A 26,952-nucleotide genomic window follows, 5' to 3' on the forward strand; every position below is an offset into this window, starting at 1 on the left:
GGGGCGGGCGATGGTCTCGATCTCGGGGCTGCCCGCCTTTCTCGCCTATATGGCCGCGGCCTCCGGGCTCGTCGCGCTCTACCTCGTGGTCTACCTGTCGGCGACGGCGCATCGCGAGATCGCGCTGATCCGCGCCGGCAACGCCGCCGCCGCCCTGGCGCTCGGCGGGAGCCTCATCGGCTACACCCTGCCGTTGGCCGCCGCGATCACCAACGCGCAGACGATCCTCGACTGCGTGATCTGGGGCCTCGTCGCCCTCGTGGTGCAGATCCTGATCTACTTCGCCGTGCGGTTGATCCTGCCCGACCTGTCGCGGCGGATCGAGGCCGGCGAGATCTCGGCCGCCCTCTTGATCGCCGCGTTCTCCCTGGCCGGCGGCCTCGTCGCTGCGGCGGCGATGACCTACTGATGCCGCGCCGGGCGTCCCGGCGGATTTTCCCCAGCGGTGCGCTTCTCATGGCCTCGGCCGATGCTTAGCTTCGGTGTGGCGCGGCATCGGGTCGCGCGGGAGAGGACCGCGCGCGTCGCGCCGCATCGGGGATGGCAACGAAGACCGAACCAGCGCCACAGCGTTCGAAACGCTCGCAGACCGTCACCCTCGTGTTGCTGGCGGGCGCCGGCGCCACCGCCCTCGTCCTGACGCAGGTCGATCCATCCCAGCGCGAGGAGGACGTCCTCGTCTATCCGAACCCCGAGGCCTGTGCCGCCGGTCGTGTCCGCACGGAGGCGGATTGCCGGCGCGACTACGCCACGGCACGGGCCACCTACCCGGAATCCGCGCCGCGCTACCCGAATCTCACGGCGTGCGAGGCCCATCACGGTGCGAACCATTGCGTGACCGGCGCCATCGTCACCGCCAGCGCCACGGGCCAATTCGTTCCGATCATGGCGGCTTTCCTCCTCGGGCGGCGGTCTGAACAGGACCTCGCCCCCCAGCCGGTCTACGACCACCGCCCCGACGAGGCGGCGCAGGGATTTCATGGTGGGGGCGGCGGGTATTGCACGGGCTGGGGCGGGCGCGTCGTCACGAGTGCCGGTGGCACGTCGTCGAGTGCCCGCGTCGCCTCGTCCGCCGTGCGGCGCGCCAGCTTCGGCGGGTTCGGCAGCACCGGGCGCGGCTTCTCGGCCCATGGCGGTGGGTCGAGCCATGGCAGCGGCGGCTGATGCGCCGCGTTCCCCTCGGCTCCCGGCCCGACTGGCGCGCGACGGCGCGCGCCAACGGGTTCACCTTCCACGGGGCCGACGGCGCGGATTATTGGGATGAGAGCCGCGCCTACGGCTTCACCCTCGCGGAGATCGAACGCGATATCGAAGAGCCGAGCGCCGAACTTCACGCTCTCTGCCTCGCCTTCGTCGCCGATGCGGTGGAGGATGAGCGCATCCTCGCCTCCCTGGCGATCCCCGAACACGCCTGGGACGCGGTGCGGGCGAGCTGGCGCCGGGGCGATCCGTCCCTCTACGGCCGCCTCGACTTCGCCTATGGCGGCACCGGCCCGGCCAAGCTCCTCGAATACAACGCCGATACCCCCACCGCCCTCTACGAGACCGGCGTGTTCCAGTGGCTCTGGCTCGAGGAGGCGCTGGCCTCGGGGCGCCTGCCGCCGGGCTCCGACCAGTTCAACACCGTCCACGAGCGGCTGATCGCGCGGTTTCGCCAGATCGGCGCAGGGCGGGACGTGGCCTTCACCGCCTATGCCGACGCGCCTGAGGATCGCGGCACCGTGGCGTATCTGGAGGATTGCGCGCGCCAGGCCGGGCTTGGCACCCGCTTCCTCGATCTCGCCGACATTGGCCTGGGGCCGGATGGCGGCTTCGTCGATCGGCGCGACCCGATCCCGCTCCTGTTCAAGCTCTACCCCTGGGAATGGGCCTTCGCGGATCGGTTCGGGAGGGCGCTCCACGCCACGCCGACGCAGTTCCTCGAGCCGCCCTGGAAGGCGATCCTGTCCAACAAGGGCCTCCTCGCCCATCTCCATGCCCGCGAGCCGGGGCATCCCAATCTCCTGCCGGCCTATTTCGAGACCGATCCCGAGACGGCGCGATTGGCGCATTCCTTCGCGCGAAAACCCCTGTACTCGCGGGAGGGCGCCAACGTGCTGATCCTGCGGGACGGCCAAATCCTGTCGAACGCGGGCGGCCCCTACGGCGCGGAGGGGTTCATCCGCCAGGCGCTGGCGGAGTTGCCCGATTTCGAAGGGCGGCGCCCCCTCGTCGGGTCGTGGATCATCGGGGATGCGCCGGCCGGTCTCTGCGTGCGCGAGGGGGCGGGCGCCGTCACCACCGACACGGCCCTGTTCGTCCCGCATTTCATTGAGGCCGGGTGAAACGAAACGGGCCGGCTTTCAAAAGCCCGGCGACGGCCTATGTGTTCCGGGCGTGGTATCCGGTCCCGGCCATCCGGTCTCGCCGCGACCCTGATGGATTCCCGTGTGACCGAGATCCTGTTCTACCACCTGCAGCACCAGCCCCTGGAGCGCGTCCTGCCGAGCCTCGTCGAGCGCTCCCTGGCGCGGGACTGGCGGGCGGCGATCCAGGCGGCGAGCGAGGAGCGGCTCCAGGCGCTGGACGATGGGCTCTGGACCTACACCGACGACAGCTTCCTGCCCCACGGCACCGACCGCGACCCGGACCATGCGGGCCAGCCCGTGGTCCTGACCCTCAGGGACACCAATCCCAACGGCGCCGCCATCCGCTTCCTCGTCGAGGGGGCGCCCCTGCCGGAGGACACCGCCGAGTATGCCCGCATCTGCGTGCTGTTCGACGGCACCGATCAGGACGCGCTCCTGCGTGCCCGCGAGCAGTGGAAGGAGGCCAAGGCTGCCGGCCACGCCATCGCCTACTGGCAGCAGGACGAGGACGGCCGCTGGCAGAAGAAGGCCTGATGCCCGTCTCCAGAGGACACGCCATGCAACGCTTCGCCCTCGGCCTCGCGGCCGTTCTGCTCGCAGCGACTCCCCTCGTCGCCCAGCCCTCGCCCCACGGCGAGCGCCCGGCGCAGGAGACCCGAAAGCCCCCCGAGGCACGGGGGCCGGAAGGGCGCAAGCTCCCCGCCGACGCCGTGACCGAGCACAGCGTTACCCTGCCGGACGGGAGGGTACTGGCGTTCACCGCGCGCGCCGGCAGCCTTCCCCTCGTGGACGAGGCCGGCAAGCTCCAGGCCGAGATCGCCTTCATTGCCTATGCGATGCCGGGCAAGGAGGGGGCACCGCGCCCCGTCACCTTCGCCCTCAACGGCGGCCCGGGGGCGGCCTCGGCCTACCTCAACATCGGCGCCATTGGCCCGTGGCGGCTGCCGGTGGAGGGGGCGAGCATCAGCCCGTCCGCGCCCATCGGATTGGTGCCGAACGACGGCACCTGGCTCGATTTCACCGACCTCGTCTTCCTCGATCCCGTCGGCAGCGGCTACAGCCGCGCGGCGGACGGGGACGGCAAGAAGTACTGGAGCGTCGAGGCCGACGCTTCGGTCCTGTCCTCGGCCATCGCCCGCTGGCTGCGCACCAACGAGCGCATGGCATCGCCGAAATTCTTCGTCGGCGAGAGCTATGGCGGGTTCCGGGGGCCGCTCATCGCCAGCAAACTCCAGGAGGAGATCGGAATCGGCCTGTCGGGCCTCGTCCTGCTCTCGCCGGTCCTCGATTTCGCCTGGCTCCAGACCCCGCGCACGACGCCGTGGGGCCACGTGCTGAAGCTGCCGTCCTTCGCCGCCGCCGCCATCGAGCGGTCGGGCGGGACGCCGACCCGCGCGACCCTGGCCGAGGCCGAGGCCTACGCCACCGGCCCCTACCTCGCCGATCTCCTGAAAGGGCCGTCCGACACCGCCGCCGTGGCGCGCCTCGCCGACCGCGTCGGGGCACTGGCGGGCCTCGATCCCGCTTTCGTCCGGCGCCAGGCCGGGCGGCTCTCGGCGAGCGGCGTCCAGCGCGAGATCGGCCGCGACACCGGCCGCGTCGCCAGCGCGTACGACACCGGTGTGACCGGCTGGGATCCCGATCCGGCGGCGCTGTCGTCCGGCTTCGAGGACCCGTTGCTCACGGCCATCCAGGCGCCGCTCACGAGCGCGATGATCGCCCTCTACACGGAACGCCTGAACTGGAAGGTGCCGGACCTGCGCTACGAACTCCTCAACAACGCGGTCAACCGGGGCTGGACCTGGGGCAGCGGGCGCATGGCGCCGGAGGCGGTGGGGGCACTCCGCGGCGTCCTGGCCCTCGACGGCAACCTGCGGGTGCTCGTCGCCCACGGCTTCACCGATCTCGTGACGCCGTACTTCGCCTCGAAGCTTCTCATCGATCAGATGCCGGCCTTCGGCGGCGGGCGCCTCGATCTCGCCGTGTACCCAGGCGGGCACATGTTCTATTCCCGCCCGGATTCCCGCGCCGCCTTCCACAGGGACGCCGCCAGCCTGTTCGCGAAGGCGCTGGAAGCGCGGCGGGCACCGGACGGCGATGCGGGCCGGTCTCGATCCAAGGATACGCCGTGATCCCACGTCCCCCTTGCCCGTTGCCGCGTCTCGGCGCGCTCGTCGTCCTCGCATGGGGCCTGTCCGCCTGCACCAGCGTGGAGACGCGCGCGCCCGAGCCGGTACCCGTGGCGGCGCCCGCACCGAGGCCCGCACCGGCACCGACCTTCGCCGGGCCGGTTCTGACCAGCGACGGTACCTGTACCGGCCCGGTACCCACGACCGCGTCCACCATCGAGCCCGGCATCGGTGAATGCGATCTGGTGCGTCTCAAGGGCAAGGCGCCGACGGACGTTCTGGTCGGCGAAGGCCGCTCGGGCCGCGAGGTCCAGGTGCTCTACACGGAGCCCGGCGCGAAGGAGCTGTACTTCTTCATCAACAACCGCCTCGATCGAATCGTGAAGTAGGCGTGCCGCCTCAATAGCTCGGCACCAGCCGCTCCTCCGGCATCGGTGCTTCCAGATGGAAGCGCAGGCCCGCCGGGTCGTACTCGATGGCGACGATGGCGTTGCATTGTTGGGCCAGCACCCGCTGGAGCAGGGTCGAACCGAAGCCCCTTCGCTCGGGGATGGCGACCTTCGGCCCCCCCGACTCCGTCCAGTCGAGGTTGAGCGTGCGGCCGTCCTCCGTCTGCGCCACCGACCACCGTACGGTGATCCGGCCCTCCGGGCGCGACAGGGCCCCGTGCTTGGCGGCGTTGGTCGTCAATTCGTGAAACGCCATTCCGGCTGGCACGGCGAGATCGGCGGCAAGCTCGATGGCTGGTCCGTCGAGGGCGATGCGCTGTCCGTCCGCCGCGTTGTAGGGGCCGAGTTCATTCTGCAGGAGTTCATGCAGGGGGGCGGTCTGCCAGTAATCCTCCGTGAGCAGCGTGTGCGTCTTGCCGAGCGAGACGATGCGGTCCGAGAACGAGGTGTAGAACGTCTCGATGGTGTTCGTGCTGCGCGCCGTGGCTCCGAGCAGACCCTGCACCGTCGCAAGGGTGTTCTTGACCCGATGGTGCAGCTCCCGGATGAGCAACGCCTGGCGCTCGTGTGTCTTCTGGCGTTCTTCGAGGTGGGCCTCCACCTCCCGTTGCCGGCGCCGTGCCCGCAGGGCCGACCGGACGGCGTTGACGAGGACCGCGGGGTGGAACGGCCGTTCCAGCGTGGTGACGTTGCCGAGAAGCCCGGTCAGGCGCTCGTCGGGCCTCGCGCCGCGAAGGTTGAGCAGCACGAAAGGAAAGTCCGACCACGGCGGTTGGTGCTCGACCCATTCGGCAATGGACCGACGGTCAGATTTCAGGAGCGCCTCCTCGGTGATCACCGCGCAGGCCGCCTCGTCGAGACCGGAGACGAGATCAGCGAGGCGCGTCTCGATCCGCGACGCGATGCCGACCTCGCGCAGGATCGCGGCGGCGACCTTTCCATCGCGCCCGACGGGCGCCAGGATCAGGACGATGGATTCAGCGCCCGGCATGCGTATCGGGGTTTCGAATGCCGGATTCGGGGGACTCAGATGCGGCGGTCGTCCGGTCGTCGAGGAGATCGCGACGGTCGCCGTCGAAGGTCGGCACGCCCGTCAGCACCCCGCGGAACCCCTTCAATGCATCGCCGACGCGCAAGCCTCCATGGTCGATCCGGAATTCTCGGATCGTATCTTCGTGCGGACCGGTGCGCTTCTTCAGGACAGAGAGGGCGCGCCGCACCCGGCCCGCGGCCTCGAAGAACCGCAGCATCACCACGGTGTCGCTGACGTAGGTGAGATCGACGGGCGAGTCCATCCGCCCGACCATGCCGTGCTGCGCGAGGATCAGGACCGTCACCACGCCCTGCTGATTCAGGTAGGTCACCAGTTCGTGCATCTGGAGCACGAGGGCCGGCTCGCCCGTCATCGCACTCATGTAGCCCGTGAGGCTGTCGATGACGACGATCCGGGCGCCGTTCTCCTCAACCGCGTCGCGAATGCGTCCGGCGAAATCCCCCGGTGATACGTCGGCGGGGTCGATCTGCTCGATCTGCAGGCGCCTGTCCTCGACGTGGCCGGCGAGGTCCATGCCGACGCCGGCGGCGCGCCGGAGCAGGATGCCGATGGTCTCGTCGAAGGAGAGGAGGAGGGCGTGTTCGTCCCGGTCGAGGGCCGCGACGAGGAAGCTGAGCGCCAGCGTCGATTTGCCGACACCCGAAGGGCCGATCACCAGGGTCGTGGTGCCTCGGTCGAGGCCGCCTCCGAGGATATGGTCGAGTTCCGCCACGTTGCTGGGGACGGTCTCGCTGGCGAAGGCGGCGTGGTGCCCGGCCGCCACGAGTCGCGGATAGACGCGCAGGCCCCCCTTCCGGATGGCGAAGTCGTGGTAGCCACCCTGGTACTTCGTGCCGCGCATCTTGATGACGTGCATGCGGCGCCGGGCGGCGCCGTAATCCGGCGTCACCTGCTCCAGGCGGATCACCGCGTGGCTGATGGAGTGCAGATTGAGGTCGTCCGCCTCGGCGCTGAGGTCGTCGAGCATGAGCACGGTGGCGTCGTTCAGAAGAAAGTAGCTCTTGAGAGCCAGCACCTGACGCCGGTAGCGTAGGGAGTCCTGGGACAGCAGCCGGATCTCTGACAAGCTGTCGAACACCACACGGGACGGATTGACCCGCTCGATCTCGGCCAGCGCCATCCGGACGGTCTCACCGAGTTCGAGATCCGAGGAATGAACGAGGCTCTGCTGCAATTCCGGGTCGAGGCTGAGTTCGGGCGGCACCAGCTCGTAGATATCGATGCCGTCGAGGCTCCAGCCATGGCGCTCGGCCACCGAGAAAAGCTCGCGTCGGCTTTCCGACAGGGTGATGTAGAGTGCCCGTTCGCCCGACCTCACCCCCTCCATGAGGAACTGGAGGCCGAGCGTCGTCTTTCCGGCGCCTGGGCACCCCTCGATGAGATGCGCCCGCTGGCTCGCGAAGCCACCGTTGAGGATGTGATCGAGTCCCGGTACGCCCGTGGGGATCGGCTCGGCATCGATGGCGACGGGCATAAAGGGTCTCGGTCGATTGCGTGAGAGGTGATCGGAATGGAAAGTCGAGCGTCGTCCCTGGCCTAACGCAACAGGCGCGCCGCGAAGCCGTTCCCATCGTGTCGTGCCCATCGTGTCGTGAATGGCCGGGGCCGGAAATCGTGAATGACCGGGGCCGGACCTGCGGACCCGTACGGTGCGGCCGCGCACGGCGAGCATATGCCCCATCGCGCAATCGAGCCTTTGCAGACGGCCGAGCGCGCCGTATCACGGCCGGCCTTGGCCGCGCGAGGCGGTCCGTCCGGGTCGATCCACCCGCGAAGCCCCTTCGAGCCGACGGAGCCCGGATCTTCCGATGCGCGAACCGAACGCGATCGACTTCTGGCGCGGGCTCGCCCTCGTCACGATCTTCGTCAACCACATTCCGGGCAACACCTTCGAGCGCTACACCTACTCGCAGTACGGCATCTCGGATGCCGCCGAGCTGTTCGTGTTTCTCGCCGGCTGGTCCATCGGCATCGCCACGCGGGGTCGGGACGGATCTCCCGAACCGCGCCTCAAGACCGTGCTGCGGCTGCTGTCGCGCACCATCGAGGTCTACCGGGCGCAGATCACCACCATGGCCCTCGCGCTCGGAATGATCGCCGGGACGGCCCTCGCCCTCGACAACCCGTTGCTGCTCGAATGGCACAATGCCGGCGGGTTCTTCGCCGACCCGATCCAGACCATGGTCGGCTTCGTGCTGCTGACGCACCAACTCGGCTTCTTCAACATCCTGCCGCTCTACGTGGTGCTGCTTGGGATCGCGCCGGTCTTCGTCCTGCTCGCCCGGGCGAACCGCGTCGCGGCCCTGGCCCTGTCGTTCGGCCTGTACGGGGCGAGCCTCGTCTTCGCATGGAACCTGCCATCCTGGCCGGGGGAGGGCGACTGGTTCTTCGATCCCCTATGCTGGCAACTGCTCCTCGTCCTCGGCTTCGTCGCCGAGGACTGGAACCGGCGCTCGCCCTGGCTGCGGACGTGGTCCGTGCGCCTCGTGCCCCTCGGCATCGCCATCGTCGTCACGGGCATCGTGTTGGCGGTCCTCGAAATCCGGCCCGACCCGCTCCTCGTGCCCGAGCCGCGCCTGCTCTTCACCTTCGACAAGACCTACCTGACCCCCGCCCGGCTCATCCACTTCCTCGGGATGCTCCTGGCCTTCCAGACCCTCTACGCCGTGCTGGCACCGCGCCTCGGCCCGGTGACCGGCTACCTCGCCGGCCTCGGCCGCAATTCGCTCGCCGTCTTCTCCATCGGATCGCTCCTCAGCCTCGCCGCGCAACTGGTCCGCTTCTGGACGGGGGGCGGTGTTTTCGTTGATGTTTCCGTCGTAGGGTCGGGCCTGATCGCACTGGGTTTCACCGCATGGTTCGTCGAATGGCGCTCCCGCAAGCCGCGGCCCTCCTCGCCGCCAGCCTGATACTCGCCGTATCGAGCTTGGCGGCCTCGGCCGATCCGGCCGCTCCGGCGGGCCCGGTCACCGTGGTCTCGCCCCCGAAGCCCGGGCCTGGCAACGACGGAGCCGAGGCCCTCGACGTCAGCCTGTCGCCCGAATGCCGGGTACCGGGCTCGAAGCTCTACACCCTGGCGCGCCTTGGTGCGGTCAAGCTCGCCCTGAAGGAGAAACGGCCGGTTCGGGTGCTCACCATCGGTTCGTCCTCGGCCGGACTCGGGGCATCGGCGACCTATCCGGTCAAGTTGGAGACCGCCCTGGAACGCTCCCTGCCCGACGTCGACGTGGTGGTGGAGAGCCGCGGCATGCAGGGCGAGATCGCGTCCGGTGCGGCCGAGCGCCTGCGGAACATGGTCGCCGAGGTCGAGCCCGACCTCGTGATCTGGCAAGTCGGCACCCACGACGCCCTCGCACGCGTGGACGCGGAGGCCTTCGCCAGCGCCCTCGACGAGACCGTGCAGTGGATCAAGGGTCACGAGATCGACGTCGTACTGGTCACCCCGGTCTACACCGCAAGCCTCGCCTCCGACGAGTATTACAACACCCTCGTGCGCAAGGTTCAGGAGGTCGCCCTGCGTGAGGGCGTGCCCCTGGTGCAACGCTACGAGGCGATGCGCTATCTCTCCAGCCAGGGGCAGAAGGGGGAAGGGCACCTCCTGGGCTCCCAGTTCCGCCTCAACGACCTCGGCCTGCGCTGCATGGCCGAGCACGTCACCCGCGCCATCACCCTGTCGCTGCTGCAGGCCGATCCCGCCGTGACCGGCACGGCGAAGCCGCCCGCGGCGGTGATCGTTCCGCCCCGCGACGCCGCGGTGAAGGCGGCCTCGCCGCCGCCGCCGGTCCTCATCGCCCCCGGTGATTGACCGCCCCGCTTAACCGCCCCGCAAGACCCCACGCGCTAGACCCGGTTTCGTCGAGCCGGGGAAGCACAATGGGCATGGCGACGGATCGCATCGGTGCGTTGAGCCTCGGCCCCCTCGTCGGGCGTCTGCGCGCTATCCGTACCGGACCCGCCCGGGCTGCCCTCCAGGTGTTCGCCATCCGCATCGCCTCGGCGGGGTTCGCCTACATCGCCCAGGTTCTGATGGCTCGCCTCCTGGGCGGAACCGAGTACGGCATCTTCGCCGCCGTCTGGGTGTGGATCGGAATCCTCGGGCACTCGGCCACCCTCGGCCTGTCGCAGGGGGCCTGCCGCTTCCTGCCGGCCGAACAGGCCCAGGGCCGGAATGACGCCGTTCGCGGGTTTCTCATCGGCGGTGCCGTCGCCGCGATCCTGGGTGCCCTGCTGCTGGCGGCCGCCGGCCTCCTGATCCTGCGGGCGGAGGGCGCCCTGCTCGCCGGGCCCTACGGCGCGCCGATCCTCCTGGCCGCCGCCATCCTGCCCCTGTTCGCCCTTCAGGATTTCTGCGAGGGCGTCGCCCGCAGCCAGAATTGGGCGATCCTCGCCATCGCACCGCCCTACCTCCTGCGCCAGGGTTTGATCATGGTGGCGATGGTGGCAGCGGTCTGGTTCGGCGCTCCGGCCGAAGCCTGGGTCGCCGTGGCCTGCACCCTCCTCGCGACCGCCGTTGCGGTGGGGCTCCAGGCCGGTTGGCTGATCCTTCGCCTGCGGACCGTCTGCCCGGCCGGCCCGCGCACCTACCGGTGGCGCCGTTGGCTGCGGGCCTGCCTGCCCATCGCGCTCACGGATCTGGCCGGCGCGGGCTTCAACGTCGTCGATGTGGTGATCCTCAGCGCGTTGATGCCGCCGGCCACCGTGGGGTTGTACTTCGCCGCGACCCGGATCCAGCAATTCGTCGTCTTCGTGCATTTCGCCGCCTCGGCCGCCACGGCGCAGCGCTTCACCGCCATCCATGCGGCGGGCGACCGGGCCGGCCTCACCGACCTCGTCCGCATGCAGGCCAACCTGACCCTGGCGGCCACCATCGTCATCGGGGCCGGCGTCCTCGTGGCCGCTCCCCTGCTCCTCGGCCTGTTCGGCCCCGATTTCCGCGACAGCCTGCCGATCCTCGCCGTCCTCGTCGCCGGCAGCATCGCCGCGAGCGTGTTCGGGCCGGGTGAGGATCTCCTGACCATGCTCGGCGGCGAGGGTGTCTGCGCGGCCATCACCCTCGCGACCCTCGGCCTCGCCGCCGGGCTCTGCTGGACCCTCATCCCGGCCTACGGCGTGATCGGCGCCGCCCTCGCCATGGCGGTCGCCGCCGCCATGCGGGGGCTCGCCATGGCACTGGCCGTCCGCGCGATCCATGGCCTCGTCACGCCGGTTCGATTCGGCTCCTTCCGGAGGACCGTGCCATGACCGTTCCGCGTCGCCTGCCCGCCCCTTCGTCCACCCCGACCTTCGCGATGCTCGATCTGGCCGCCCTCGGCCGGGACGCGGCGGCCTGGGACGATCTCGTCGGCCGGGCCATCGATCCGCATCCGCACTACAGCCGTCACGTCCTCGCCGCCCACCGCGCCGCCGGCCTCGCATCCGACGATCTCCGGATCGTGGTGGTGCGCTCCGGCGCGCGCCTCGGCGCGGTTCTGCCGTTCCGCCTCGGCTACGACCTGTGCAACCTCGGTCGCCCCATTGCCAGGCCGTTCCTGTCGCCCTTCGTCACCGCCACCCTTCCCCTCGTCGCGGACGGACCCGATCGGTCCGCGACCCTCGCCGCCCTCGTGGCAGGCCTGCGCGCCGCCTCGGGCGGGCGGCCCTGGCGCTGGCCACTGCTGGCCACCGAGACATCCCTCGGACAGGCCCTGTGCGAAGCCATGGAGGCCGATGGCTGGGCGATTGGCGAGGTCGAAGCCTTCGCGCGCCCGATTCTCGCCCGGCGCGAATCCCACGATGCCTTCGTCACCGACCATCCCCATCGCGCCCGCCTGAAGGATCTCCGCCGGCGCCAGCGCCGCCTGTCCGAGGGCGGTCTCCTCACTCTGGAGACCGCCACGGCGGGCGACGCCCTACCCGCCGCCGTCGAGACCTTCCTCGCCCTGGAGAAGGTCGGCTGGAAGGGAGCGGCCGGCACGGCCATGGCATGTCGGGCGACGCACGCCGCCTTCGCGCGGGCCGTGTTCGCGGAAGGGGGCGGCCCGGTGAGTGCGCGCACCGATATCCTGGCGCGCGACGGGCGCCCGCTCGCCGTCAGCCTCGCCCTCGTGGCCGGGGGCACCGCGTGCCTCCTCAAGACCACCTACGACGAGGCCGAGCGAGCCGGGGCGCCGGGCCTCGTGCTCGAAGCCGAGATCGTGCGCGCGCTGCATGAGAGTGCCTTCGCCGAACGCCTCGACTCGGCGACCCTCACCGGATCAGCCCTCGAAAGTCTCTACCCCGAGCGCGAGACCATAGCGGAGATCATCGCCGTTCCCGAGGGCGGCCGTGGGCTCGTGTCGATGGATCGGCGGGTGCGCCTCGCCCGGTTCGAGCACGCGGCCAGGGTCGAGGCGAAGCGGCGCTTGGCCGACAGCGCGATGGCGCAGAGGTTGATGGGCCGGCGCTGACGCCCCACATCGTGCCTCGCGACTGGCTCAGATCGGTTCGCCAGACAGGAAGCGCCGTATGTTTCGCCCGACCCTCGCCCTTACAGGAGCCTTGTTTCTCGCCATGACCACAGCGTCTTCCGCCGCCGAGACCGTCACCCTGCCTTCCGGGCTCCAGTACCGCGACGAGGTCGTCGGCACCGGACCCGAGCCGAAGGCCGGCCAGAAGGTCAACGTGCATTACACCGGCTGGCTCGACGACAACGGCAAGCCCGGGAAGAAATTCGACTCCTCGCGCGACCGCGGCACGCCGTTCAGCTTCACCCTCGGCGCCGGCCAGGTCATCGCCGGCTGGGATGCAGGCGTCGCCACCATGAAGACCGGGGGCAAGCGCACCCTGATCATCCCGCCCGACCAGGGCTACGGCTCGCGCGGCGCCGGCGGTCTGATTCCACCCAACGCCACCCTGATCTTCGACGTCGAGCTTCTGGGCGCCAAGTAAGCCCGACGTCTTCGAGCGTCGTCAGAATGTGAAAGGCCGGATCGGGATGTCCCGATCCGGCCTTTCTTCGTTTCGCGGTATCGATCGACCCGTCTTACTCGCCCGAAAGGGCAGCCTTGGTGCGGGACCACCAGCCGGCGCGCTTGGGCCGGTCGGGATCGAACGGCGTCAGCACCACGGAGACGGGCTCGGGCGCCGGAACCGAAGCAGCCACGGGCTGCGCCTCGGGCGCCGGCTCGGCCTCGCGCGACGAGGTGGCCGCCCCGGAGGTCTGCTCGAACACGGGTGCCACCGCCGGCTCGGGCGTCGGAGCGACCGGCAGATCCTCGGCGACGGGGTCGGCCCGCGTCCGGGTCGCCTCGATCACGGCCTCGGCGCTCACCGGCTCTTCGCCGCCGGCGAAGGCCGTCGGGGCATCGGCCATCGTCTCGGGCTCGGTCCCGTCGAGTTCGTTGTCGGTCGCTTCGCCCGATGTCTCGCGCGAGCGATTGTCCCGATCGCGACCGCGACCACCGCGGCGCCCCCGGCGACGGCGACGGCCGGAGCCGTCATCCTCGCCACCGGCGACGGTTTCGGGCTGGCCCTCGACCTCGGAACCCGTCTCTTCGCCCGCCGCCGTCGATCCGGACTCGTCGGACTCGTCCTCATCGGAATCGGACCGGCCCTCGTCCTCGCCACCGGCCTGAGTGCCGTTCTCCTGGCGTCCGCCACGCCGGCGCCGGCGCCGGCGCCGTCCGCCGCGGCCTTCCCCGCCTTCGCTCGTTCCTTCGCGGGCCTCCTCGACCTCGGCCCCCTGCGATTCGGCTTCCGCTTCAACTTCTCCGGTCTCGACAGCCTCGTCCTCGAACTCCTCGTCGTCCTCGGTCTCCATCGCTGGGTTGATGGCGACGGCACGTACCCCAGTGATGGCCCCTTCGGCGCGCACGGCCGGCTCGCCGCGATCGAGCTGGAACGCCGCCGTGGTGGCGAGACGCTCGTCAGCCGCGATGGTCACGGTGACGCCGAAGCGCACCTCCAACTCATGCAGGTGGCCGCGCTTCTGGTTGAGGATATAGAGGGCCGCTTCCGTGCGGGTGCGCAGGACGAGGTTGTGCGAGGCGCTCTTGAGGAGCGATTCCTCGATGGCGCGCAGGATCTGCAGGGCCACCGACGCGGTGGCGCGCACGAAGCCCGAGCCGCCGCAATGGACGCAAGGGAGCGACGAGCTCTCGAGCATGCCGGTGCGGATACGCTGGCGGCTCATTTCGAGAAGGCCGAAGGGCGAGATCCGGCCGACCTGGATGCGGGCGCGGTCGTTCTTCAGGCACTCGTTGAGCTTCTTCTCGACGGCCCGGTTGTTGCGCTTCTCCTCCATGTCGATGAAGTCGATGACGACGAGGCCGGCGAGATCGCGCAGGCGTAGCTGGCGGGCGACCTCCTCGGCCGCCTCCATGTTGGTGCGAAGGGCGGTGTCCTCGATGTCGTGCTCGCGGGTGGAGCGGCCCGAGTTCACGTCGATGGAGACCAGCGCCTCCGTCGGGTTGATGACGAGGTAGCCGCCGGACTTCAGCGTGACGTGGGTGGAGAACATGGCGTCGAGCTGCTGCTCGACCCCGTGGCGCGCGAAGATCGGCGTCGGGTCGCGGTAGGGCTGTACCACCTTGGACTGGCCGGGCATCAGCATGCGCATGAAGTCCCGAGCCTCGCGGTAGGCCGCGTCGCCCGCCACGAGGATATCGTCGATGTCCTTGTTGTAGAGGTCGCGGATGGCGCGCTTGATGAGCGAGCCTTCCTCGTAGACGAGCGCTGGGGCGGACGATGACAGCGTGAGCTCCCGCACGCTCTCCCACAGGCGCATGAGGTACTCGAAGTCGCGCTTGATCTCCGGCTTGGTGCGCGAGGCACCCGCCGTACGAAGGATGACACCCATGCCTTCGGGCACCTCCAGATCCTGCGCGACCTCCTTGAGGCGCTTGCGGTCGGCGGCGCTGGTGATCTTGCGCGAGATGCCGCCGCCCCGACCCGTATTCGGCATCAGCACGGAGTAGCGGCCGGCGAGCGACAGGTAGGTGGTGAGAGCCGCACCCTTGGTGCCGCGCTCTTCCTTGACGACCTGCACCAGGATGATCTGGCGGCGCTTGATCACCTCCTGGATCTTGTAGTGCCGACGATAGGTGCGCGGACGCTCGGGAATCTCGGCCAGGGCGTCGCCGTTGCCGCCGACCTGGGCGATCTTGGGCTCGCGCTCGCCGTCCTCGCCCTCGTGATCCTCGTCGTCGTCCTCATCGGACTCGTCGTCGTCTTCGTCCGAATCGTCGTCCTCGTCCTCGTCGTCCTCATCCGACTCATCCTCGTCGGACTCGTCTTCGGCGGTCTCGGCGGGCGTCGCGACGGCAGCGGCGACGGGCTCGGCGGAGCCTCCCATGGGCGCGGCTTCGAGGGCGATCTCGGCGGCCGGCTCGACGCGGGCCTCGGCCTCGACTTGGGGCTCGGCCGTGACGTGCGCTGCGGCGGTCTCGGACGGCTCTGGAACGGCCTCGGTCGCGGGGCTTTCCGTGGCGTTCGCCTGGGCGGCGGCCTCCTCGGTGGATTCCGTGGCGTGCTCGGCCTGCGCCAGTTCGGCGGACGCGTCGCTGCCCGTCTCGGCCGGATGCGCCGCGTGGGCTTCGGTCTCGTTGGTTTCGGACGCAGTCTGCTCGCCGGCGCTCACGGCGGAGGCTTCCGCATGAGCGTCCGGCGAAGTGGATTCGGTGGACGAATCCTCGACGCTCACGCTCTCGGAGGTCTTGGCGGAGGCGGCCTCGGCGCGGCGGCCGCGAGAGCGGCGGCGGGGCTTGCGCTCCTCGCGCTCGCGGTGCTCCTCGGCGTCGCGCGCCTCGTCCTCGAGAAGGGCCTGCCGATCGGCGAGCGGGATCTGGTAATAGTCGGGGTGGATCTCGCTGAAGGCGAGGAAGCCGTGGCGGTTGCCGCCGTACTCGATGAAGGCCGCCTGGAGCGAGGGCTCCACCCGCGTCACCTTGGCGAGGTAGATGTTGCCGCGCAGCTGGCGCCGGTTGGCGGCCTCGAAGTCGAATTCCTCGACCCTAGAGCCGTGGACCGTGACGACCCGGGTCTCCTCCGGGTGCATCGCATCGATGAGCATCTTGTTGTTGTTGGCCATGACGAACTTTCGACAGGGCGGCCGACGTCGTTCTCCTCGAACCGAGCGGCTCCGATGGCGTGCCGCCCCGTCCCGGCCCATCGGGCCGGACGGTCAACGCGCGCGACAATCCGAAAACGCGGATCGCCAGAGCTGTGGGGAAGGGATTGCCGTCAACCGCCTTTGGGCGCCGGTGATCGGCGCGCGTGGGGTTGATCCTGGCCAGGACCGACGGGACTGCGGCGCCACGCGAAACGCGCATGCGTCGAACACGAGCAACGGCAACCGATGCTGTGTGTCCTCCCATCCTCTCCCTGACCTCGCGAAGACTCTTTGAGCCGGATACCGCCGGCCACGGATTTCTCTAGACATGCCGCGGGCCAAGAGGCCGCAACCTGAACCGTCACCTGCCCGGCTCATGAAACGCCGGCGAGGATGGCGCGGGAACCGACGGCGAAGACGCCCGAGTGAGATCTCGAAACGCCCGCGGGCCGCGGAGCATACCGCACGGCACCGGGAAGGGTACAGGCTCATTACAGATCGTCGCAGGGATTTGGCAAGATGGAAACGCGGGGCGTCCCGCGATAACGCATCGCCGCCACGAGCCACGCGGGTGTCGCGCTCCGGCCACAACCCCGCGCCAACCGCCGACGCGGCACAAGGAACAGTTAACCATCCCGGCCGTATCGCTTAACCGGACGCCTACAGGAACCGGAACGCCGGACTCATGCTCGCATCCTCCCGCCTGCTCCGGTCGATTGCCCTTGCGGCGAGCCTCGTCTCCGCGGCCGGCCCGGACGTGCGCGCGCAGGATGGAGACAAGATTGTCCGTGCGCAGGCCGCCGTTGCCATCGCGGCGGAACTGTCCAGCGGCGGCGGCATCACGAAACTCACCCTGACCCTGTCGAAGGCCATCGACGCCCGCGCCTTCGTCATGGAACGGCCCGACCGTGCCGTCATCGATCTGGCCGAGGTCAACTTCCAGCTCGGCGCCGAGACCGGGCGCAAGCGCGAAGGGGTGGTGTCGTCGTTTCGCTACGGCCTGTTCGCGCCGGGCCGTTCGCGCATCGTCGTCGACCTAGCGCAGCCCGCCACCGTGGGCAAGATCGAGACGGTGACGCGGCCCCGCGACGGCGCCGTGCTCCTCAGCGTCGAGTTCCAGCGCAGCGACCGCGACGGCTTCCGTCGCGCCGCCGTGGCAAGCGATCCGGCGCCCCAGGCCCGCAAGGCCTCGGCCCAGGCCGAAGCGACGGATGCCCGCCCCCTCATCATGGTCGATGCGGGCCACGGCGGCACCGATCCGGGCGCCATCGCGGCCACCGGCGTGTTCGAGAAGGACATCGTGTTCGGCTTCGCCCAGGCGCTGGTCGCGCGCCTCGAATCGGGCGGGCGCTACCGGGTGCGGATGACCCGCGACCGCGACGTGTTCGTGCCCCTGTCCGAACGGGTCCGCGTCGCCCGCGAGGCCAAGGCCGACCTGTTCGTCTCGATCCACGCCGATTCGATCCAGTCCGCCCCGCAGGTGCGCGGCGCGACCATCTACACCGGCTCGGAGAAGGCGACCGACGCCGAATCGGCGCGTCTGGCCGAGCGCGAGAACCGGGCCGACGCCGCCGCCGGCACGGAATCGAACGAAGGGCCGGGGCACGTCGCCGACATCCTCCAGGAACTGACCTTACGCGAGACCCGAACCTTCTCGTCGGGCTTCGCCAAGGGGCTCATGGCCCAGCTCGGCCCGGTGATGGAGATGAGCCCGAAACCCCACCGCGAGGCCGGGTTCATGGTCCTGCGCTCGCCCGACGTGCCCTCGGTGCTCGTCGAACTCGGCTACCTGTCGAGCAAGCGCGACCTCGACCTCCTGCAGTCGGACGCCTGGCGCGCCGACGTCACGGGCGGGATGGCGAAGGCCATCGACGCGTTCTTCGGCAACCGGACCTCGCTGATGCGACCGAATCCGCCCCGGCGTTCGGCGGCAATCGCCCCAGTTTCACCATAGAATGAGAGTGAAACCGGGGCTCACGGCGCCCCGGTCCAACCGACGTCGCGAGTTCGACGGGAACGGCCGCGCGGGAAGCCCCAAGCGAACGCCGCCCTTCTCCATGCCTGTCGCCCCCCTGGGGCGGCGAGCGGTCTCGGCCGACGTGCCGGACGGCGGCAGATCCAGCGACGAACGGGACCCGGATGCGCATCGTCCTTCGTTTCTTCGGCTTCCTGTTCAGCATCGGCGCGATGCTGTTCGTGGTCGCCTCGGCCGCCGGGGCGTTCTTCTATTGGAAGTACAGCCAGGACCTGCCGGACCACGCGGCCCTCGCCAATTACGAGCCGCCGGTGATGAGCCGCGTCCACGCCGCAGACGGCTCGCTGCTCGCCGAATACGCCACCGAGCGCCGGCTCTACCTACCGATCCAGGCCATGCCGAAGATCGTCGTCGCGGCCTTCCTCTCGGCCGAGGACAAGAACTTCTACAAGCACGGCGGCGTCGATCCCGAGGGCCTGGTCCGCGCCGCGCTGACCAACTTCAAGAGCGGCAAAAAGCAGGGCGCCTCGACCATCACCCAGCAGGTCGCCAAGAACTTCCTTCTGTCACCGGAGCAGACGTTCGAGCGGAAGGCCAAGGAGGCGCTCATCGCCTTCCGGATCGAGGCGGCGTACTCGAAGGACAAGATCCTCGAACTCTACCTCAACGAGATCTTCCTCGGCACCATCGTGCCCGGGCGCAACCTGCACGGCGTCGCCGCCGCGGCGCTGGATTATTTCGGCAAGTCCGTCCACGAACTGACCATCAACGAGGCGGCCTACCTCGCCGCCCTGCCGAAGGGGCCGAACAACTACCACCCTTATCGCCAGACCCAGAAGGCGCTCGACCGCCGCAACGAGATCATCGGTCTGATGGCCCAGAACGGGTACATCACCAAGGAGGAGGGGGACGCCGCCCGCAAGATGCCGCTCGGCGTCAACCCGCGCGTCGCCTTCGCCAATGCCGCCAACGCCAACTATTTCACCGAAGAGGTCCGCCGCGAGATCGCCGAGCGCTACGGCGAGAAGAAGCTCTACGAGGGCGGCCTCTCCGTGCGCGCGACCCTCGACCCGAAGATGCAGGCCTGGGCCCGCAAGTCCCTCGTCGATGGCCTGATCCGCTACGACCAGTCCCATGGCTGGCGCGGGGCACAGGCCAAGGTCGACCTCGTCGGCCGCGACTGGGGTCTGGCCGTGGCCGAAGTGCCGGGTCTCGGCGACGTGCAGCCCTGGCGCCTCGCCGTGGTGCTGAGCACCACCGGCGGCGCCGCGCAGATCGGCCTGCAGCCCCGGCGTGAGGCCTCAGGCCAGGTCTCGAAGGACCGCGAGACCGGCACCATCGCGGCGGAGGGTACGCGCTGGACCGGCCGCTCGCCGGCCGCCGCTCTCAGCGCCGGCGACGTGGTCTACGTCGAGGCCATGGATGGCGGACGCGGCACCTATCGCCTGCGCCAGCGTCCGGAGGTCTCCGGCGCCATCGTGGCGATGGACCCCTACACCGGCCGCGTCCACGCCATGGTCGGCGGGTTCTCGTACGACGAGAGTCAGTTCAACCGGGCGACGCAGGCGATGCGCCAGCCGGGCTCGTCGTTCAAGCCCATCGTCTATTCGGCGGCGCTGGACAACGGCTATACCCCGTCCTCCATCGTGCAGGATTCGCCCATCACCATCGAGGCCGGCCCCGGCCAGGAGGCGTGGACGCCCTCGAACTACGACGGCAAGTCCGGCGGCCCGCACACGCTTCGCTACGGCATCGAGCATTCGAAGAACCTGATGACGGTCCGGCTCGCCAAGGATGTGGGTATGCCGCTCATCGCCGAGTACGCCCGCCGCTTCGGCGTCTACGACGACATGCTGCCGGTGCTGCCGATGTCGCTCGGGGCCGGCGAGACCACGGTCATGCGCATGGTCACGGCCTACTCGATGCTCGCCAATGGCGGCCGGCGCATCCGCCCGACCCTCATCGACCGCATCCAGGACCGGGTCGGCGAGACCATCTACAAGCACGATGCCCGCAAGTGCCTCGGCTGCGACGCGGAGAAGTGGTCCGGCCAGGACGAGCCCAAGCTCGTGGACGATTCCGAGCAGGTCCTCGACCCGCTCACGGCCTACCAAATGGTCTCGATCATGGAGGGCGTGGTCCAGCGCGGTACCGCAACCATCCTGAAGCAGGTCGGCAAGCCGCTGGCCGGCAAGACCGGCACCACCAACGACGCCAAGGACGCTTGGTTCGTCGGCTTCTCGCCGGATCTTGCCGTCGGCGTTTATCTCGGCTTCGACAAGCCGCGCTCGCTCGGTGATCGCGCCACGGGCGGCGGCCTCTCGGCGCCCATCGCCCTCGACTTCCTGAAGCAAGCCCTGAAGGACAAGCCGCCGACGCCGTTCCGCGTACCGCCCGGCATCAAGCTCATCCGCGTCTCGGCCTCGTCGGGCATGCGGGCCGGCTCGGGCGAGGGCGCCGGCACCCTTCTCGAGGCCTTCAAGCCCGGCACCGCGCCCCCGGACGCCTACGTGGCGGCGCCCGCCGGCAACGCTGCCCCGGCGGCGGTTCCACCCGACGCCGACCGCGCAGCTCAGGCCGGCGGCCTCTACTGATCGTCGACGGTCGCGAAGCGGCCGGGCCCTGTCCCGGCCGTTCTGGTATCTCAGAGCCCCTTGCGCGCGAGGGCCAGGGCCGCGAGCTTGTCGATATCGAAGCCGGCCTGCGGCACTTCCATCATGAAGCGCTCCGCGATCTGCGAGACGACGAAGTCAGGCCGCACACGGTCGATGGTATTCCAGTCGATGCTCGTGGACCAGAGGACGTGCACCTCCCGGAATGTATCGGCAAAAAGCGGGGTCAGGGTGCCGGTGGCGTCGTTGGCCGTGTGGTGGGCGTAGGAATCGCCGAACAGCACGAGGCGGCGCGGATCGGCCTCGGATGAGTCGTTGCGGAAGACCGCGTGGGCGCCGATATGCGCGTCCCGGCCGCGTCCCTCCGCCTCGAACGCGGTGATCAGGGCATTGGCGGAGACGCGCCGCGCCGTGCTCTCGAACAGGCACGGCTCGGCGATCTCGCACCGGACCGGATCGAACTTCGCGCCGAGGTCGCCGCCATAGACCCGGGGGATGCCGATGCGGCGCGCGGCGATGTCGTAGCGCGGGCGTACGCCGAGATGCCGGCAAATCTCCGCGTAGGCGAGCCAGCCGCCGTCGAAGGTCCAGTGCGTATCCGTACGGCGGTAAAGCGCCGTCTCGCGGGCGCGCGCCCGGAATGGTCGCACGAGATCGACGAGGGAGCGATGGGCCGGCGACAAGCGCAGCCAGTGCTCCAGGCGCAGGGCCGGCGCGCGGGTGGGATCGACGGTCAGACCGTCGAACGCGTGATTGTGGATCGCGAGTTTCTCGGGCGCGACCACATGGGCGTAGCGGATGCCGAGCCGAGCGCAACGCCGGGTCCGTTCCTCCAGGATGCGCCGCCAACGCCACAGCTTGGCCCGTGGAAAGCCCGGCACGCCGTACTGGGCCTCGACATCGTTGCTGCCCCCCGTGAGGAACAGCCAGCCGTCGCGCCCGATATGGACATCGGGATGGCTCGATGCGTGCGGCGCGACGGCGGCTGTGAGGCTCATGCCCGCTGTCTAGACTCAGGCAATGGTGGGCGCACCCTCTTCCGCCATGACCTCAATGGTGATGGTGCGGGGCCTGGACGGCGGGGGCAGTCGTATCCGGGCTCATCGCGCCGATGGGGGCGACCGCGAAGGTGACCGGCACGGCGCCGGTCCGCTCGAAGGTCAGGGTCCCGGAGACAGGTTCGTGGACTTTCGGAGCGGCGTTGAGATCCTCGAACATGAGGTGAAGTCCGCCCGGCTTCAGTTCGATGGTCTCGCCCGGCCCGATGGGCAGCCCCTCCGGCACCGGCGCCATCTTCATGACGCTGCCCGCCATGGTCATGGAATGGATCGTGCCCCGGCCCGCGATGGCGATGGCGGCACCCGTGAGCCGGTCTGCCTGCGTGCCCGTGTTCGTGATGCGGACGTAGCCGCCGGCGACTTTTGCACCGCCGGGCGTCGCCCGCATCCACGGCGTCTCGATGCGCAGGCTTCCGGCGGTGATGGGCTCGCCGGCGCAGGCATGGGCGGCAAAGCCGATGGCGGCCATGGCCGACAGGGCGAGGCGAAGAAGCGTGCGGTGGCGGCGGTTCATCGGATCGGGTCCGTGGTGGTGGGGTGGCGGATCGCATCTGATTTGGAGCGCCCGACGCGCGACGACCATGGGCAGATTTCGAGCGTGCGCAAGGGCACGCCGCCGCAAGGCCGCGTGAAGTCCCCGCCATGGACGAACTGCGCTTCGGCGCGTCGTATCGCCTGTCCCGTCTGTGGGGAAACAGGCCGAAGGAACGCAGTTCGTCCGGCCTGCCGCCATCACAAGGTGGGGCGGCAGGCACCCCTTCCTCCGAAAAAACGATGATCCATCAGTGTTTTGCGAGGACACCTCGCAGAAAGAGGCCTCTCGTCTCCTCCGTGTGGCCCAGAAGCATCGCCCGCCCTGGTCGCGTTCGCGAACCCGGTCCAGACGTCCACGCCGTCCTGTGGCCCGGGCGGTACAATCGCGCGGAAGTCATAGCAAAATCCGGGGGCGCCATATTCTGGCCCGGACGCCATGAGTTCTTAACCGCACCCCGACACGTTCGCGGCAAGGGGCGGACCGGACCCGACGCTCGGCGTCGGAGACCGGGGGCCCTACGCCGCACCCTACGTCAGATCAGAGTTCGCCCGATGCTGAAACAGGCTCTCCATCCCCGGTCATTCGGCCTCGCCCTCGCCGCGTCCGTCGCCCTCGTCGGTCACGCGGCGTCTGCGCGCGAGCAGGGCAGCTTCGCCCAGGCCGAATGGGCGCAGGACTACGCCGCGCCGACCACCATGCAGGTCCGGCGTTCCTCGACGCCGATCCTGTCGCCCCAGACCATCGCGGCCACGGAGCAGACCATCGAGCGCTACCGGGACATCGTGAACCGGGGCGGCTGGAAGCCGGTCTCGGGTGCCGACCGCCTGCGCATCGGCGCCAAGGGTCCGGCGGTGAGCGCCGTGCGCCAGCGTCTGATCATTTCCGGCGATCTCGATTCGGCGTCAGGCGGCTCGGGCGTCTACGATTCCTACGTCTCGGCCGGCGTGAAGCGCTTCCAGGCCCGGCATGGCCTGAGCCAGACCGGCGCCATGAGCATGGCGACGCAGCAGGCCATGAACGTGCCGGCGGACATCCGTCTGCATCAGCTCGAGATCAACGTGCAGCGCCTGCGCTCCTACGCGGGCAACCTCGGCAACCGCTTCGTCATCACCAACATCCCCGCCGCCCTGGTGCAGACGGTGGAGAACGGCCAGGTCGTGACCCTGCACGCCGCCGGCGTCGGCAAGATCGACCGCCAGTCGCCGATCATGAACACCAAGGCGACGCAGATCAATTTCAACCCGTTCTGGACGGTCCCGGCTTCCATCGTGAAGAAGGACCTCATCCCCAAGATGCAGAAGGACCCGAACTACCTCACCGAGAACAAGATCCGCATCTTCACCGGCGAGACCGAGATCTCGCCGGCCTCGGTGAACTGGAACTCGGACGAAGGCACGCGCTACCGCTACCGCCAGGATTCGGGCGCCGACTTCAATTCCATGGGCATCGTGCGGATCAACATTCCGAACCCGCACGGCGTGTTCATGCACGACACCAACTCGAAGGGCGTCTACGGCGACGATTTCCGCTTCATCTCTTCGGGCTGCGTGCGCGTGCAGAACGTGCGCGAGTACATCACCTGGCTCCTCAAGGACACGCCCGGCTGGGGCCGCGATCAGGTCGAGCAGGCCATCGAGAGCGGCAAGCGCGTCGATGCCACCCTCAGCACCCCCGTGCCGGTCTACTGGACCTACATCACCGCCTGGGCGACCCCCGACGGCTCGGTGCAGTTCCGCGACGACATCTACAAGCGCGACGGCGTGAATGTGCCGTCCACCCTCTCAGCCCCGACTCCCGTGGCCAGCGCCGAGCAGGTGCCGAGCTTCGAGCCTGGCGACGAGGAGAACTGAGACTCACACTTCGAAGTCAATCGCTTGGGGAACTGGAGATCATCGACGGCGGGCGCCTCAGCGCCCGCCGTTTCCGATTCTCCGCTCCGCATGGCGTCACTCAGGCAGAGGGTTGCTCGGCGTTCTCGTTCGCCAGTGCCGCGAGAATGTCCGTTTCGATCCTCCGCGCATACGCCACTGCTTCCTCGGCACTGACCCGCACGCCCTCCTCACCCTCCCAGAAAATCCCACCCGTGGCATGGGCATAGACCGCACCCGCGATCGCGACGCCGGCGATATTGGCAAGCCCGACGTAAGAAATCTCCAGAATCTGCGTCCAGGGACCGCCGAGGCGGGCCGCTTCCTCGTCTTCAACGAAGTCTTGGGCCGCGTCCTCATCACCGGGCAGGCACTCGAATCCCGCCTCATGCCCCTGCCAAACGACAGGCAGGTGGCCGAACAAGTCCTCGATACGCTCATCGGCCTGGCCTTCGAAGGTGAGCTTGAATCCGAGCGCATCGACGGCGGCCTGCCATTCGCCGATCGTTTCGAGGGAGCGTGTGCTGAGAACATAAGCCGACAGGGACATGAGCCTCACCCTCCGATGAACGTCTGGTCTCAGTGACGTGCGTGGCCGCGACACTGGACCCCAGGGATACAGGGCTGGGACGGATGCGCCGCGTGTGACTCGGATCTCCGTGCAACCCTGGGTAAGTTCATGATATGTTCCAGCCCTGTCAAGAGCGTTCCGGAGGGGATTCGTGAGCACGCGCAAGTGTGCCTGTCCGTCCTGCGGGCGCCTGGATGATCAGAACTCAAATTTTTTCCAACGACACCGCAAATTAGCTGCGCTTGGCCCAATCCCGCCGCCCGTGTAATAAAATGCCCATCGAGCGTCCGCCCGCCTTACGCCAGCGGATAACGGACGCCTTCGCCCGTTCAACAATCGAGGCCTTCCATGAGCGCCGGTACCGTTGCCGACAAGCACTTCTCGAATTCGTTCTTCAATGCGTCGCTCGCCGACGCCGATCCGGAAGTGGCCGCCGCCGTCGGTCAGGAACTCGGCCGCCAGCAGCACGAGATCGAGCTGATCGCCTCCGAGAACATCGTCTCCAAAGCGGTTCTGGAAGCGCAGGGGTCGGTCCTCACCAACAAGTACGCCGAGGGCTATCCGGGCCGTCGCTATTACGGTGGCTGTCAGTTCGTCGACATCGCCGAGAACCTCGCCATCGAGCGCGCCAAGCGCCTGTTCGATTGCGGCTTCGCCAACGTGCAGCCGAACTCCGGCTCCCAGGCGAACCAGGGCGTGTTCATGGCGCTCATGCAGCCGGGCGACACCTTCCTCGGCCTCGACCTCGCGGCCGGCGGCCACCTCACCCATGGCGCGCCCCCGAACGTCTCGGGCAAGTGGTTCAAGCCGGTCTCCTACACCGTGCGCCGCGACGATCAGCGCATCGACATGGAGCAGGTCGAGGCGCTCGCCCACGAGCACAAGCCGAAGGTGATCATCGCGGGCGGCTCCGGCTATCCGCGCCACTGGGACTTCGCCAAGTTCCGTGAGATCGCCGATGCCGTCGGCGCCTACTTCTTCGTCGACATGGCCCACTTCGCCGGCCTCGTCGCCGCCGGTGTGCACCCGTCGCCATTCCCGCACGCGCACGTCGCCACCACCACCACCCACAAGACCCTGCGCGGCCCGCGCGGCGGCATGATCCTGACGAACGACGAAGCTCTGGCCAAGAAGTTCAACTCGGCGATCTTCCCCGGCCTCCAGGGCGGTCCGCTCATGCACGTCATCGCCGGCAAGGCGGTTGCCTTCGGCGAAGCCCTGAAGCCCGAGTTCAAGATCTACGCTCGACAGGTGATCGAGAACGCCAAGGCGCTCGCCGACACCCTGATGTCGGGCGGCTACGACATCACGTCCGGCGGTACCGACAACCACCTCATGCTCGTCGACCTGCAGAAGAAGGGCCTGACCGGCAAGGCGGCGGAAGCCGCACTCAGCCGCGCCGACATCACCTGCAACAAGAACGGTGTGCCGTTCGATCCGGCCAAGCCGACCATCACGTCGGGCATTCGCCTTGGCACCCCGGCCGGCACCTCACGCGGCTTCGGCGTCGCCGAATTCAAGCAGATCGGCGGCTTCATCGTCGCGGTGCTCGATGGGCTGGTCGCCAAGGGCGAAGCCGGCGACGCCGAGATCGAGGCGGCCGTGAAGCAGAAGGTTCACGCCCTGACCGACCGGTTCCCGATCTACGCATAAGGCTCACAACGGTGTTCGCGCTTAACGCGTGCACCGCAACACGCTAAGGAGAACGGCCGTGGATCACCCGATCCGCGGCCGTTCCTCGTTTCCCGTATCCGCACAGGTGTCCGCCCGATGCGCTGTCCCTATTGCAGCGGCCCCGACACCCAGGTGAAGGATTCGCGCCCCACCGACGACGCCATCCGGCGGCGGCGGGTCTGCCCGGATTGCGGCGGGCGTTTCACCACCTTCGAGCGGGTACAGCTGCGCGAACTCACGGTGCTGAAGCGCTCGGGCAAGCGCGTGCCGTTCGACCGCGACAAGCTCCAGCGCTCCATCGGCGTGGCCCTGCGCAAGCGCGCCGTCGACCCCGAGCGGGTCGAGCGCCTCGTCAGCGGCATCACCCGCCAGCTCGAGAGCGGCGGAGAGGGCGAAATCACGACCGAATCCATCGGCGAACTGGTGATGGAAGGTCTGAAGGGCCTCGATGACGTCGCCTATGTGCGCTTCGCCTCCGTCTACAAGAATTTCCGAGAGGCCAGCGATTTCAAGGCGCTGCTCGGCACCTTAAGCGATGCGCCGTCCGGGCTTGCGACCACCGACGAATCCACCGTCACGCCCCTGCGCACCAAGCCCCGGCCGCGATCATGAG

22 protein-coding genes are annotated in these 26,952 nt (G+C 69.1%); 16 read left to right on the forward strand and 6 right to left on the reverse strand.

Annotated features, from left to right (window positions below; translation table 11 throughout):
• The first annotated feature begins 10 nt into the window (after window positions 1-10).
• From MKK49_RS17330 to MKK49_RS17355, 6 genes are all read left to right on the forward strand, one after another.
• Window positions 11-409, forward strand: a complete 399-nt coding sequence (locus tag MKK49_RS17330) for a DUF350 domain-containing protein (RefSeq protein WP_244030735.1) — start codon at window positions 11-13, stop codon at window positions 407-409.
• Window positions 410-540: 131 nt separating this feature from the next.
• Window positions 541-1,164: a DUF1190 domain-containing protein gene (locus MKK49_RS17335; protein WP_244030738.1), complete on the forward strand. Its 624-nt coding sequence runs from the start codon at window positions 541-543 to the stop codon at window positions 1,162-1,164.
• Entirely contained in the window at window positions 1,164-2,324 is a 1,161-nt protein-coding gene (locus MKK49_RS17340) for a glutathionylspermidine synthase family protein (RefSeq protein ID WP_244030740.1), read from the forward strand. Before MKK49_RS17335 ends, MKK49_RS17340 begins: the two co-directional genes overlap by 1 nt.
• Before the next feature lie 105 nt (window positions 2,325-2,429).
• The gene (locus tag MKK49_RS17345) at window positions 2,430-2,882 is read left to right on the forward strand and encodes a DNA polymerase III subunit chi (RefSeq protein WP_244031265.1); all 453 of its coding nucleotides are present in this window, start codon (window positions 2,430-2,432) and stop codon (window positions 2,880-2,882) included.
• Window positions 2,883-2,905: 23 nt separating this feature from the next.
• Entirely contained in the window at window positions 2,906-4,480 is a 1,575-nt protein-coding gene (locus MKK49_RS17350; protein WP_244030742.1) for a S10 family peptidase, read from the forward strand.
• Window positions 4,480-4,866, forward strand: a complete 387-nt coding sequence (locus MKK49_RS17355; RefSeq protein ID WP_244031267.1) for a hypothetical protein — start codon at window positions 4,480-4,482, stop codon at window positions 4,864-4,866. Before MKK49_RS17350 ends, MKK49_RS17355 begins: the two co-directional genes overlap by 1 nt.
• 10 nt (window positions 4,867-4,876) lie before the next feature.
• Here the strand turns inward: MKK49_RS17355 and MKK49_RS17360 are convergent, their stop codons facing one another.
• Together MKK49_RS17360 and MKK49_RS17365 are read right to left on the reverse strand one after the other, a co-directional pair.
• Window positions 4,877-5,917 carry a sensor histidine kinase gene (locus MKK49_RS17360; protein ID WP_244030743.1) on the reverse strand — a complete coding sequence of 347 codons (1,041 nt, stop codon included), beginning with the start codon at window positions 5,915-5,917 and terminating at the stop codon, window positions 4,877-4,879.
• Window positions 5,904-7,454, reverse strand: a complete 1,551-nt coding sequence (locus MKK49_RS17365) for an ATPase domain-containing protein (RefSeq protein WP_244030745.1) — start codon at window positions 7,452-7,454, stop codon at window positions 5,904-5,906. The genes MKK49_RS17360 and MKK49_RS17365 overlap by 14 nt, the downstream gene beginning before the upstream one ends.
• A 334-nt stretch (window positions 7,455-7,788) precedes the next feature.
• Here MKK49_RS17365 and MKK49_RS17370 point away from each other — a divergent pair, with 334 nt between their 5' ends.
• The 5 genes from MKK49_RS17370 to MKK49_RS17390 all read left to right on the forward strand — a co-directional run bounded on the left by MKK49_RS17370 (window position 7,789) and on the right by MKK49_RS17390 (window position 12,886).
• The gene (locus tag MKK49_RS17370; RefSeq protein ID WP_244030746.1) at window positions 7,789-8,889 is read left to right on the forward strand and encodes an OpgC family protein; all 1,101 of its coding nucleotides are present in this window, start codon (window positions 7,789-7,791) and stop codon (window positions 8,887-8,889) included.
• Complete coding sequence (locus MKK49_RS17375) at window positions 8,847-9,785, forward strand: SGNH/GDSL hydrolase family protein (protein ID WP_244030747.1); 939 nt, start codon at window positions 8,847-8,849, stop codon at window positions 9,783-9,785. Before MKK49_RS17370 ends, MKK49_RS17375 begins: the two co-directional genes overlap by 43 nt.
• A 74-nt stretch (window positions 9,786-9,859) precedes the next feature.
• Complete coding sequence (locus MKK49_RS17380; protein ID WP_244030749.1) at window positions 9,860-11,221, forward strand: lipopolysaccharide biosynthesis protein; 1,362 nt, start codon at window positions 9,860-9,862, stop codon at window positions 11,219-11,221.
• Window positions 11,218-12,405: a GNAT family N-acetyltransferase gene (locus MKK49_RS17385; RefSeq protein ID WP_244030752.1), complete on the forward strand. Its 1,188-nt coding sequence runs from the start codon at window positions 11,218-11,220 to the stop codon at window positions 12,403-12,405. The genes MKK49_RS17380 and MKK49_RS17385 overlap by 4 nt, the downstream gene beginning before the upstream one ends.
• A 58-nt stretch (window positions 12,406-12,463) precedes the next feature.
• Window positions 12,464-12,886 (forward strand): FKBP-type peptidyl-prolyl cis-trans isomerase, encoded by a 423-nt coding sequence (locus MKK49_RS17390; RefSeq protein WP_244030754.1) that lies wholly within the window; start codon window positions 12,464-12,466, stop codon window positions 12,884-12,886.
• A 94-nt stretch (window positions 12,887-12,980) separates the two neighbouring features.
• Here MKK49_RS17390 and MKK49_RS17395 read toward each other — a convergent pair whose 3' ends face one another.
• Window positions 12,981-16,025, reverse strand: a complete 3,045-nt coding sequence (locus tag MKK49_RS17395) for a ribonuclease E/G (protein WP_244030758.1) — start codon at window positions 16,023-16,025, stop codon at window positions 12,981-12,983.
• Window positions 16,026-16,731: 706 nt separating this feature from the next.
• Between MKK49_RS17395 and MKK49_RS17400 the strand changes: the two genes are divergently transcribed.
• Window positions 16,732-18,000 (forward strand): N-acetylmuramoyl-L-alanine amidase, encoded by a 1,269-nt coding sequence (locus MKK49_RS17400; RefSeq protein ID WP_244030760.1) that lies wholly within the window; start codon window positions 16,732-16,734, stop codon window positions 17,998-18,000.
• Window positions 18,001-18,185: 185 nt separating this feature from the next.
• On the forward strand, window positions 18,186-20,615 hold the full coding sequence (locus MKK49_RS17405; RefSeq protein ID WP_244030762.1) for a penicillin-binding protein 1A: 2,430 nt from the start codon (window positions 18,186-18,188) through the stop codon (window positions 20,613-20,615).
• A gap of 50 nt (window positions 20,616-20,665) precedes the next feature.
• On the opposite strand, the gene MKK49_RS17410 is transcribed toward MKK49_RS17405, so the two are convergent.
• Together MKK49_RS17410 and MKK49_RS17415 are read right to left on the reverse strand one after the other, a co-directional pair.
• Window positions 20,666-21,631: an alginate O-acetyltransferase AlgX-related protein gene (locus tag MKK49_RS17410; protein ID WP_244030763.1), complete on the reverse strand. Its 966-nt coding sequence runs from the start codon at window positions 21,629-21,631 to the stop codon at window positions 20,666-20,668.
• A gap of 52 nt (window positions 21,632-21,683) precedes the next feature.
• Entirely contained in the window at window positions 21,684-22,205 is a 522-nt protein-coding gene (locus MKK49_RS17415; protein ID WP_409565093.1) for a copper chaperone PCu(A)C, read from the reverse strand.
• Window positions 22,206-22,777: 572 nt separating this feature from the next.
• Between MKK49_RS17415 and MKK49_RS17420 the strand changes: the two genes are divergently transcribed.
• A complete protein-coding gene (locus MKK49_RS17420; RefSeq protein ID WP_244030765.1) occupies window positions 22,778-24,076 on the forward strand; it encodes a murein L,D-transpeptidase in 1,299 nt (432 codons plus the stop codon).
• A 100-nt stretch (window positions 24,077-24,176) separates the two neighbouring features.
• Here the strand turns inward: MKK49_RS17420 and MKK49_RS17425 are convergent, their stop codons facing one another.
• Window positions 24,177-24,644, reverse strand: a complete 468-nt coding sequence (locus MKK49_RS17425; RefSeq protein WP_244030767.1) for a hypothetical protein — start codon at window positions 24,642-24,644, stop codon at window positions 24,177-24,179.
• A gap of 369 nt (window positions 24,645-25,013) precedes the next feature.
• Between MKK49_RS17425 and glyA the strand changes: the two genes are divergently transcribed.
• Together glyA and nrdR are read left to right on the forward strand one after the other, a co-directional pair.
• Window positions 25,014-26,318 carry a serine hydroxymethyltransferase gene (gene glyA / locus MKK49_RS17430; protein WP_244030769.1) on the forward strand — a complete coding sequence of 435 codons (1,305 nt, stop codon included), beginning with the start codon at window positions 25,014-25,016 and terminating at the stop codon, window positions 26,316-26,318.
• A gap of 117 nt (window positions 26,319-26,435) precedes the next feature.
• Window positions 26,436-26,951 carry a transcriptional regulator NrdR gene (gene nrdR, locus MKK49_RS17435; RefSeq protein ID WP_244030774.1) on the forward strand — a complete coding sequence of 172 codons (516 nt, stop codon included), beginning with the start codon at window positions 26,436-26,438 and terminating at the stop codon, window positions 26,949-26,951.
• Window position 26,952 lies beyond the last annotated feature (1 nt).

The organism is Methylobacterium sp. J-090 (assembly GCF_022829345.1).
Lineage (GTDB): Bacteria > Pseudomonadota > Alphaproteobacteria > Rhizobiales > Beijerinckiaceae > Methylobacterium.

Excerpts from the sequence above, each read along its gene's own strand:
- MKK49_RS17400 (WP_244030760.1), top strand. The coding sequence starts at position 16,732 with ATGCTCGCATCCTCCCGCCTGCTCCGGTCGATTGCCCTTGCGGCGAGC.
- nrdR (WP_244030774.1), top strand. The coding sequence starts at position 26,436 with ATGCGCTGTCCCTATTGCAGCGGCCCCGACACCCAGGTGAAGGATTCG.
- MKK49_RS17420 (WP_244030765.1), top strand. The coding sequence starts at position 22,778 with ATGCTGAAACAGGCTCTCCATCCCCGGTCATTCGGCCTCGCCCTCGCC.
- MKK49_RS17395 (WP_244030758.1), bottom strand. The coding sequence starts at position 16,025 with ATGGCCAACAACAACAAGATGCTCATCGATGCGATGCACCCGGAGGAG.
- MKK49_RS17340 (WP_244030740.1), top strand. The coding sequence starts at position 1,164 with ATGCGCCGCGTTCCCCTCGGCTCCCGGCCCGACTGGCGCGCGACGGCG.
- MKK49_RS17380 (WP_244030749.1), top strand. The coding sequence starts at position 9,860 with ATGGCGACGGATCGCATCGGTGCGTTGAGCCTCGGCCCCCTCGTCGGG.
- glyA (WP_244030769.1), top strand. The coding sequence starts at position 25,014 with ATGAGCGCCGGTACCGTTGCCGACAAGCACTTCTCGAATTCGTTCTTC.
- MKK49_RS17375 (WP_244030747.1), top strand. The coding sequence starts at position 8,847 with ATGGCGCTCCCGCAAGCCGCGGCCCTCCTCGCCGCCAGCCTGATACTC.
- MKK49_RS17405 (WP_244030762.1), top strand. The coding sequence starts at position 18,186 with ATGCGCATCGTCCTTCGTTTCTTCGGCTTCCTGTTCAGCATCGGCGCG.
- MKK49_RS17365 (WP_244030745.1), bottom strand. The coding sequence starts at position 7,454 with ATGCCCGTCGCCATCGATGCCGAGCCGATCCCCACGGGCGTACCGGGA.
- MKK49_RS17360 (WP_244030743.1), bottom strand. The coding sequence starts at position 5,917 with ATGCCGGGCGCTGAATCCATCGTCCTGATCCTGGCGCCCGTCGGGCGC.
- MKK49_RS17330 (WP_244030735.1), top strand. The coding sequence starts at position 11 with ATGGTCTCGATCTCGGGGCTGCCCGCCTTTCTCGCCTATATGGCCGCG.
- MKK49_RS17385 (WP_244030752.1), top strand. The coding sequence starts at position 11,218 with ATGACCGTTCCGCGTCGCCTGCCCGCCCCTTCGTCCACCCCGACCTTC.
- MKK49_RS17370 (WP_244030746.1), top strand. The coding sequence starts at position 7,789 with ATGCGCGAACCGAACGCGATCGACTTCTGGCGCGGGCTCGCCCTCGTC.
- MKK49_RS17425 (WP_244030767.1), bottom strand. The coding sequence starts at position 24,644 with ATGTCCCTGTCGGCTTATGTTCTCAGCACACGCTCCCTCGAAACGATC.
- MKK49_RS17415 (WP_409565093.1), bottom strand. The coding sequence starts at position 22,205 with ATGAACCGCCGCCACCGCACGCTTCTTCGCCTCGCCCTGTCGGCCATG.
- MKK49_RS17410 (WP_244030763.1), bottom strand. The coding sequence starts at position 21,631 with ATGAGCCTCACAGCCGCCGTCGCGCCGCACGCATCGAGCCATCCCGAT.
- MKK49_RS17350 (WP_244030742.1), top strand. The coding sequence starts at position 2,906 with ATGCAACGCTTCGCCCTCGGCCTCGCGGCCGTTCTGCTCGCAGCGACT.
- MKK49_RS17390 (WP_244030754.1), top strand. The coding sequence starts at position 12,464 with ATGTTTCGCCCGACCCTCGCCCTTACAGGAGCCTTGTTTCTCGCCATG.
- MKK49_RS17335 (WP_244030738.1), top strand. The coding sequence starts at position 541 with ATGGCAACGAAGACCGAACCAGCGCCACAGCGTTCGAAACGCTCGCAG.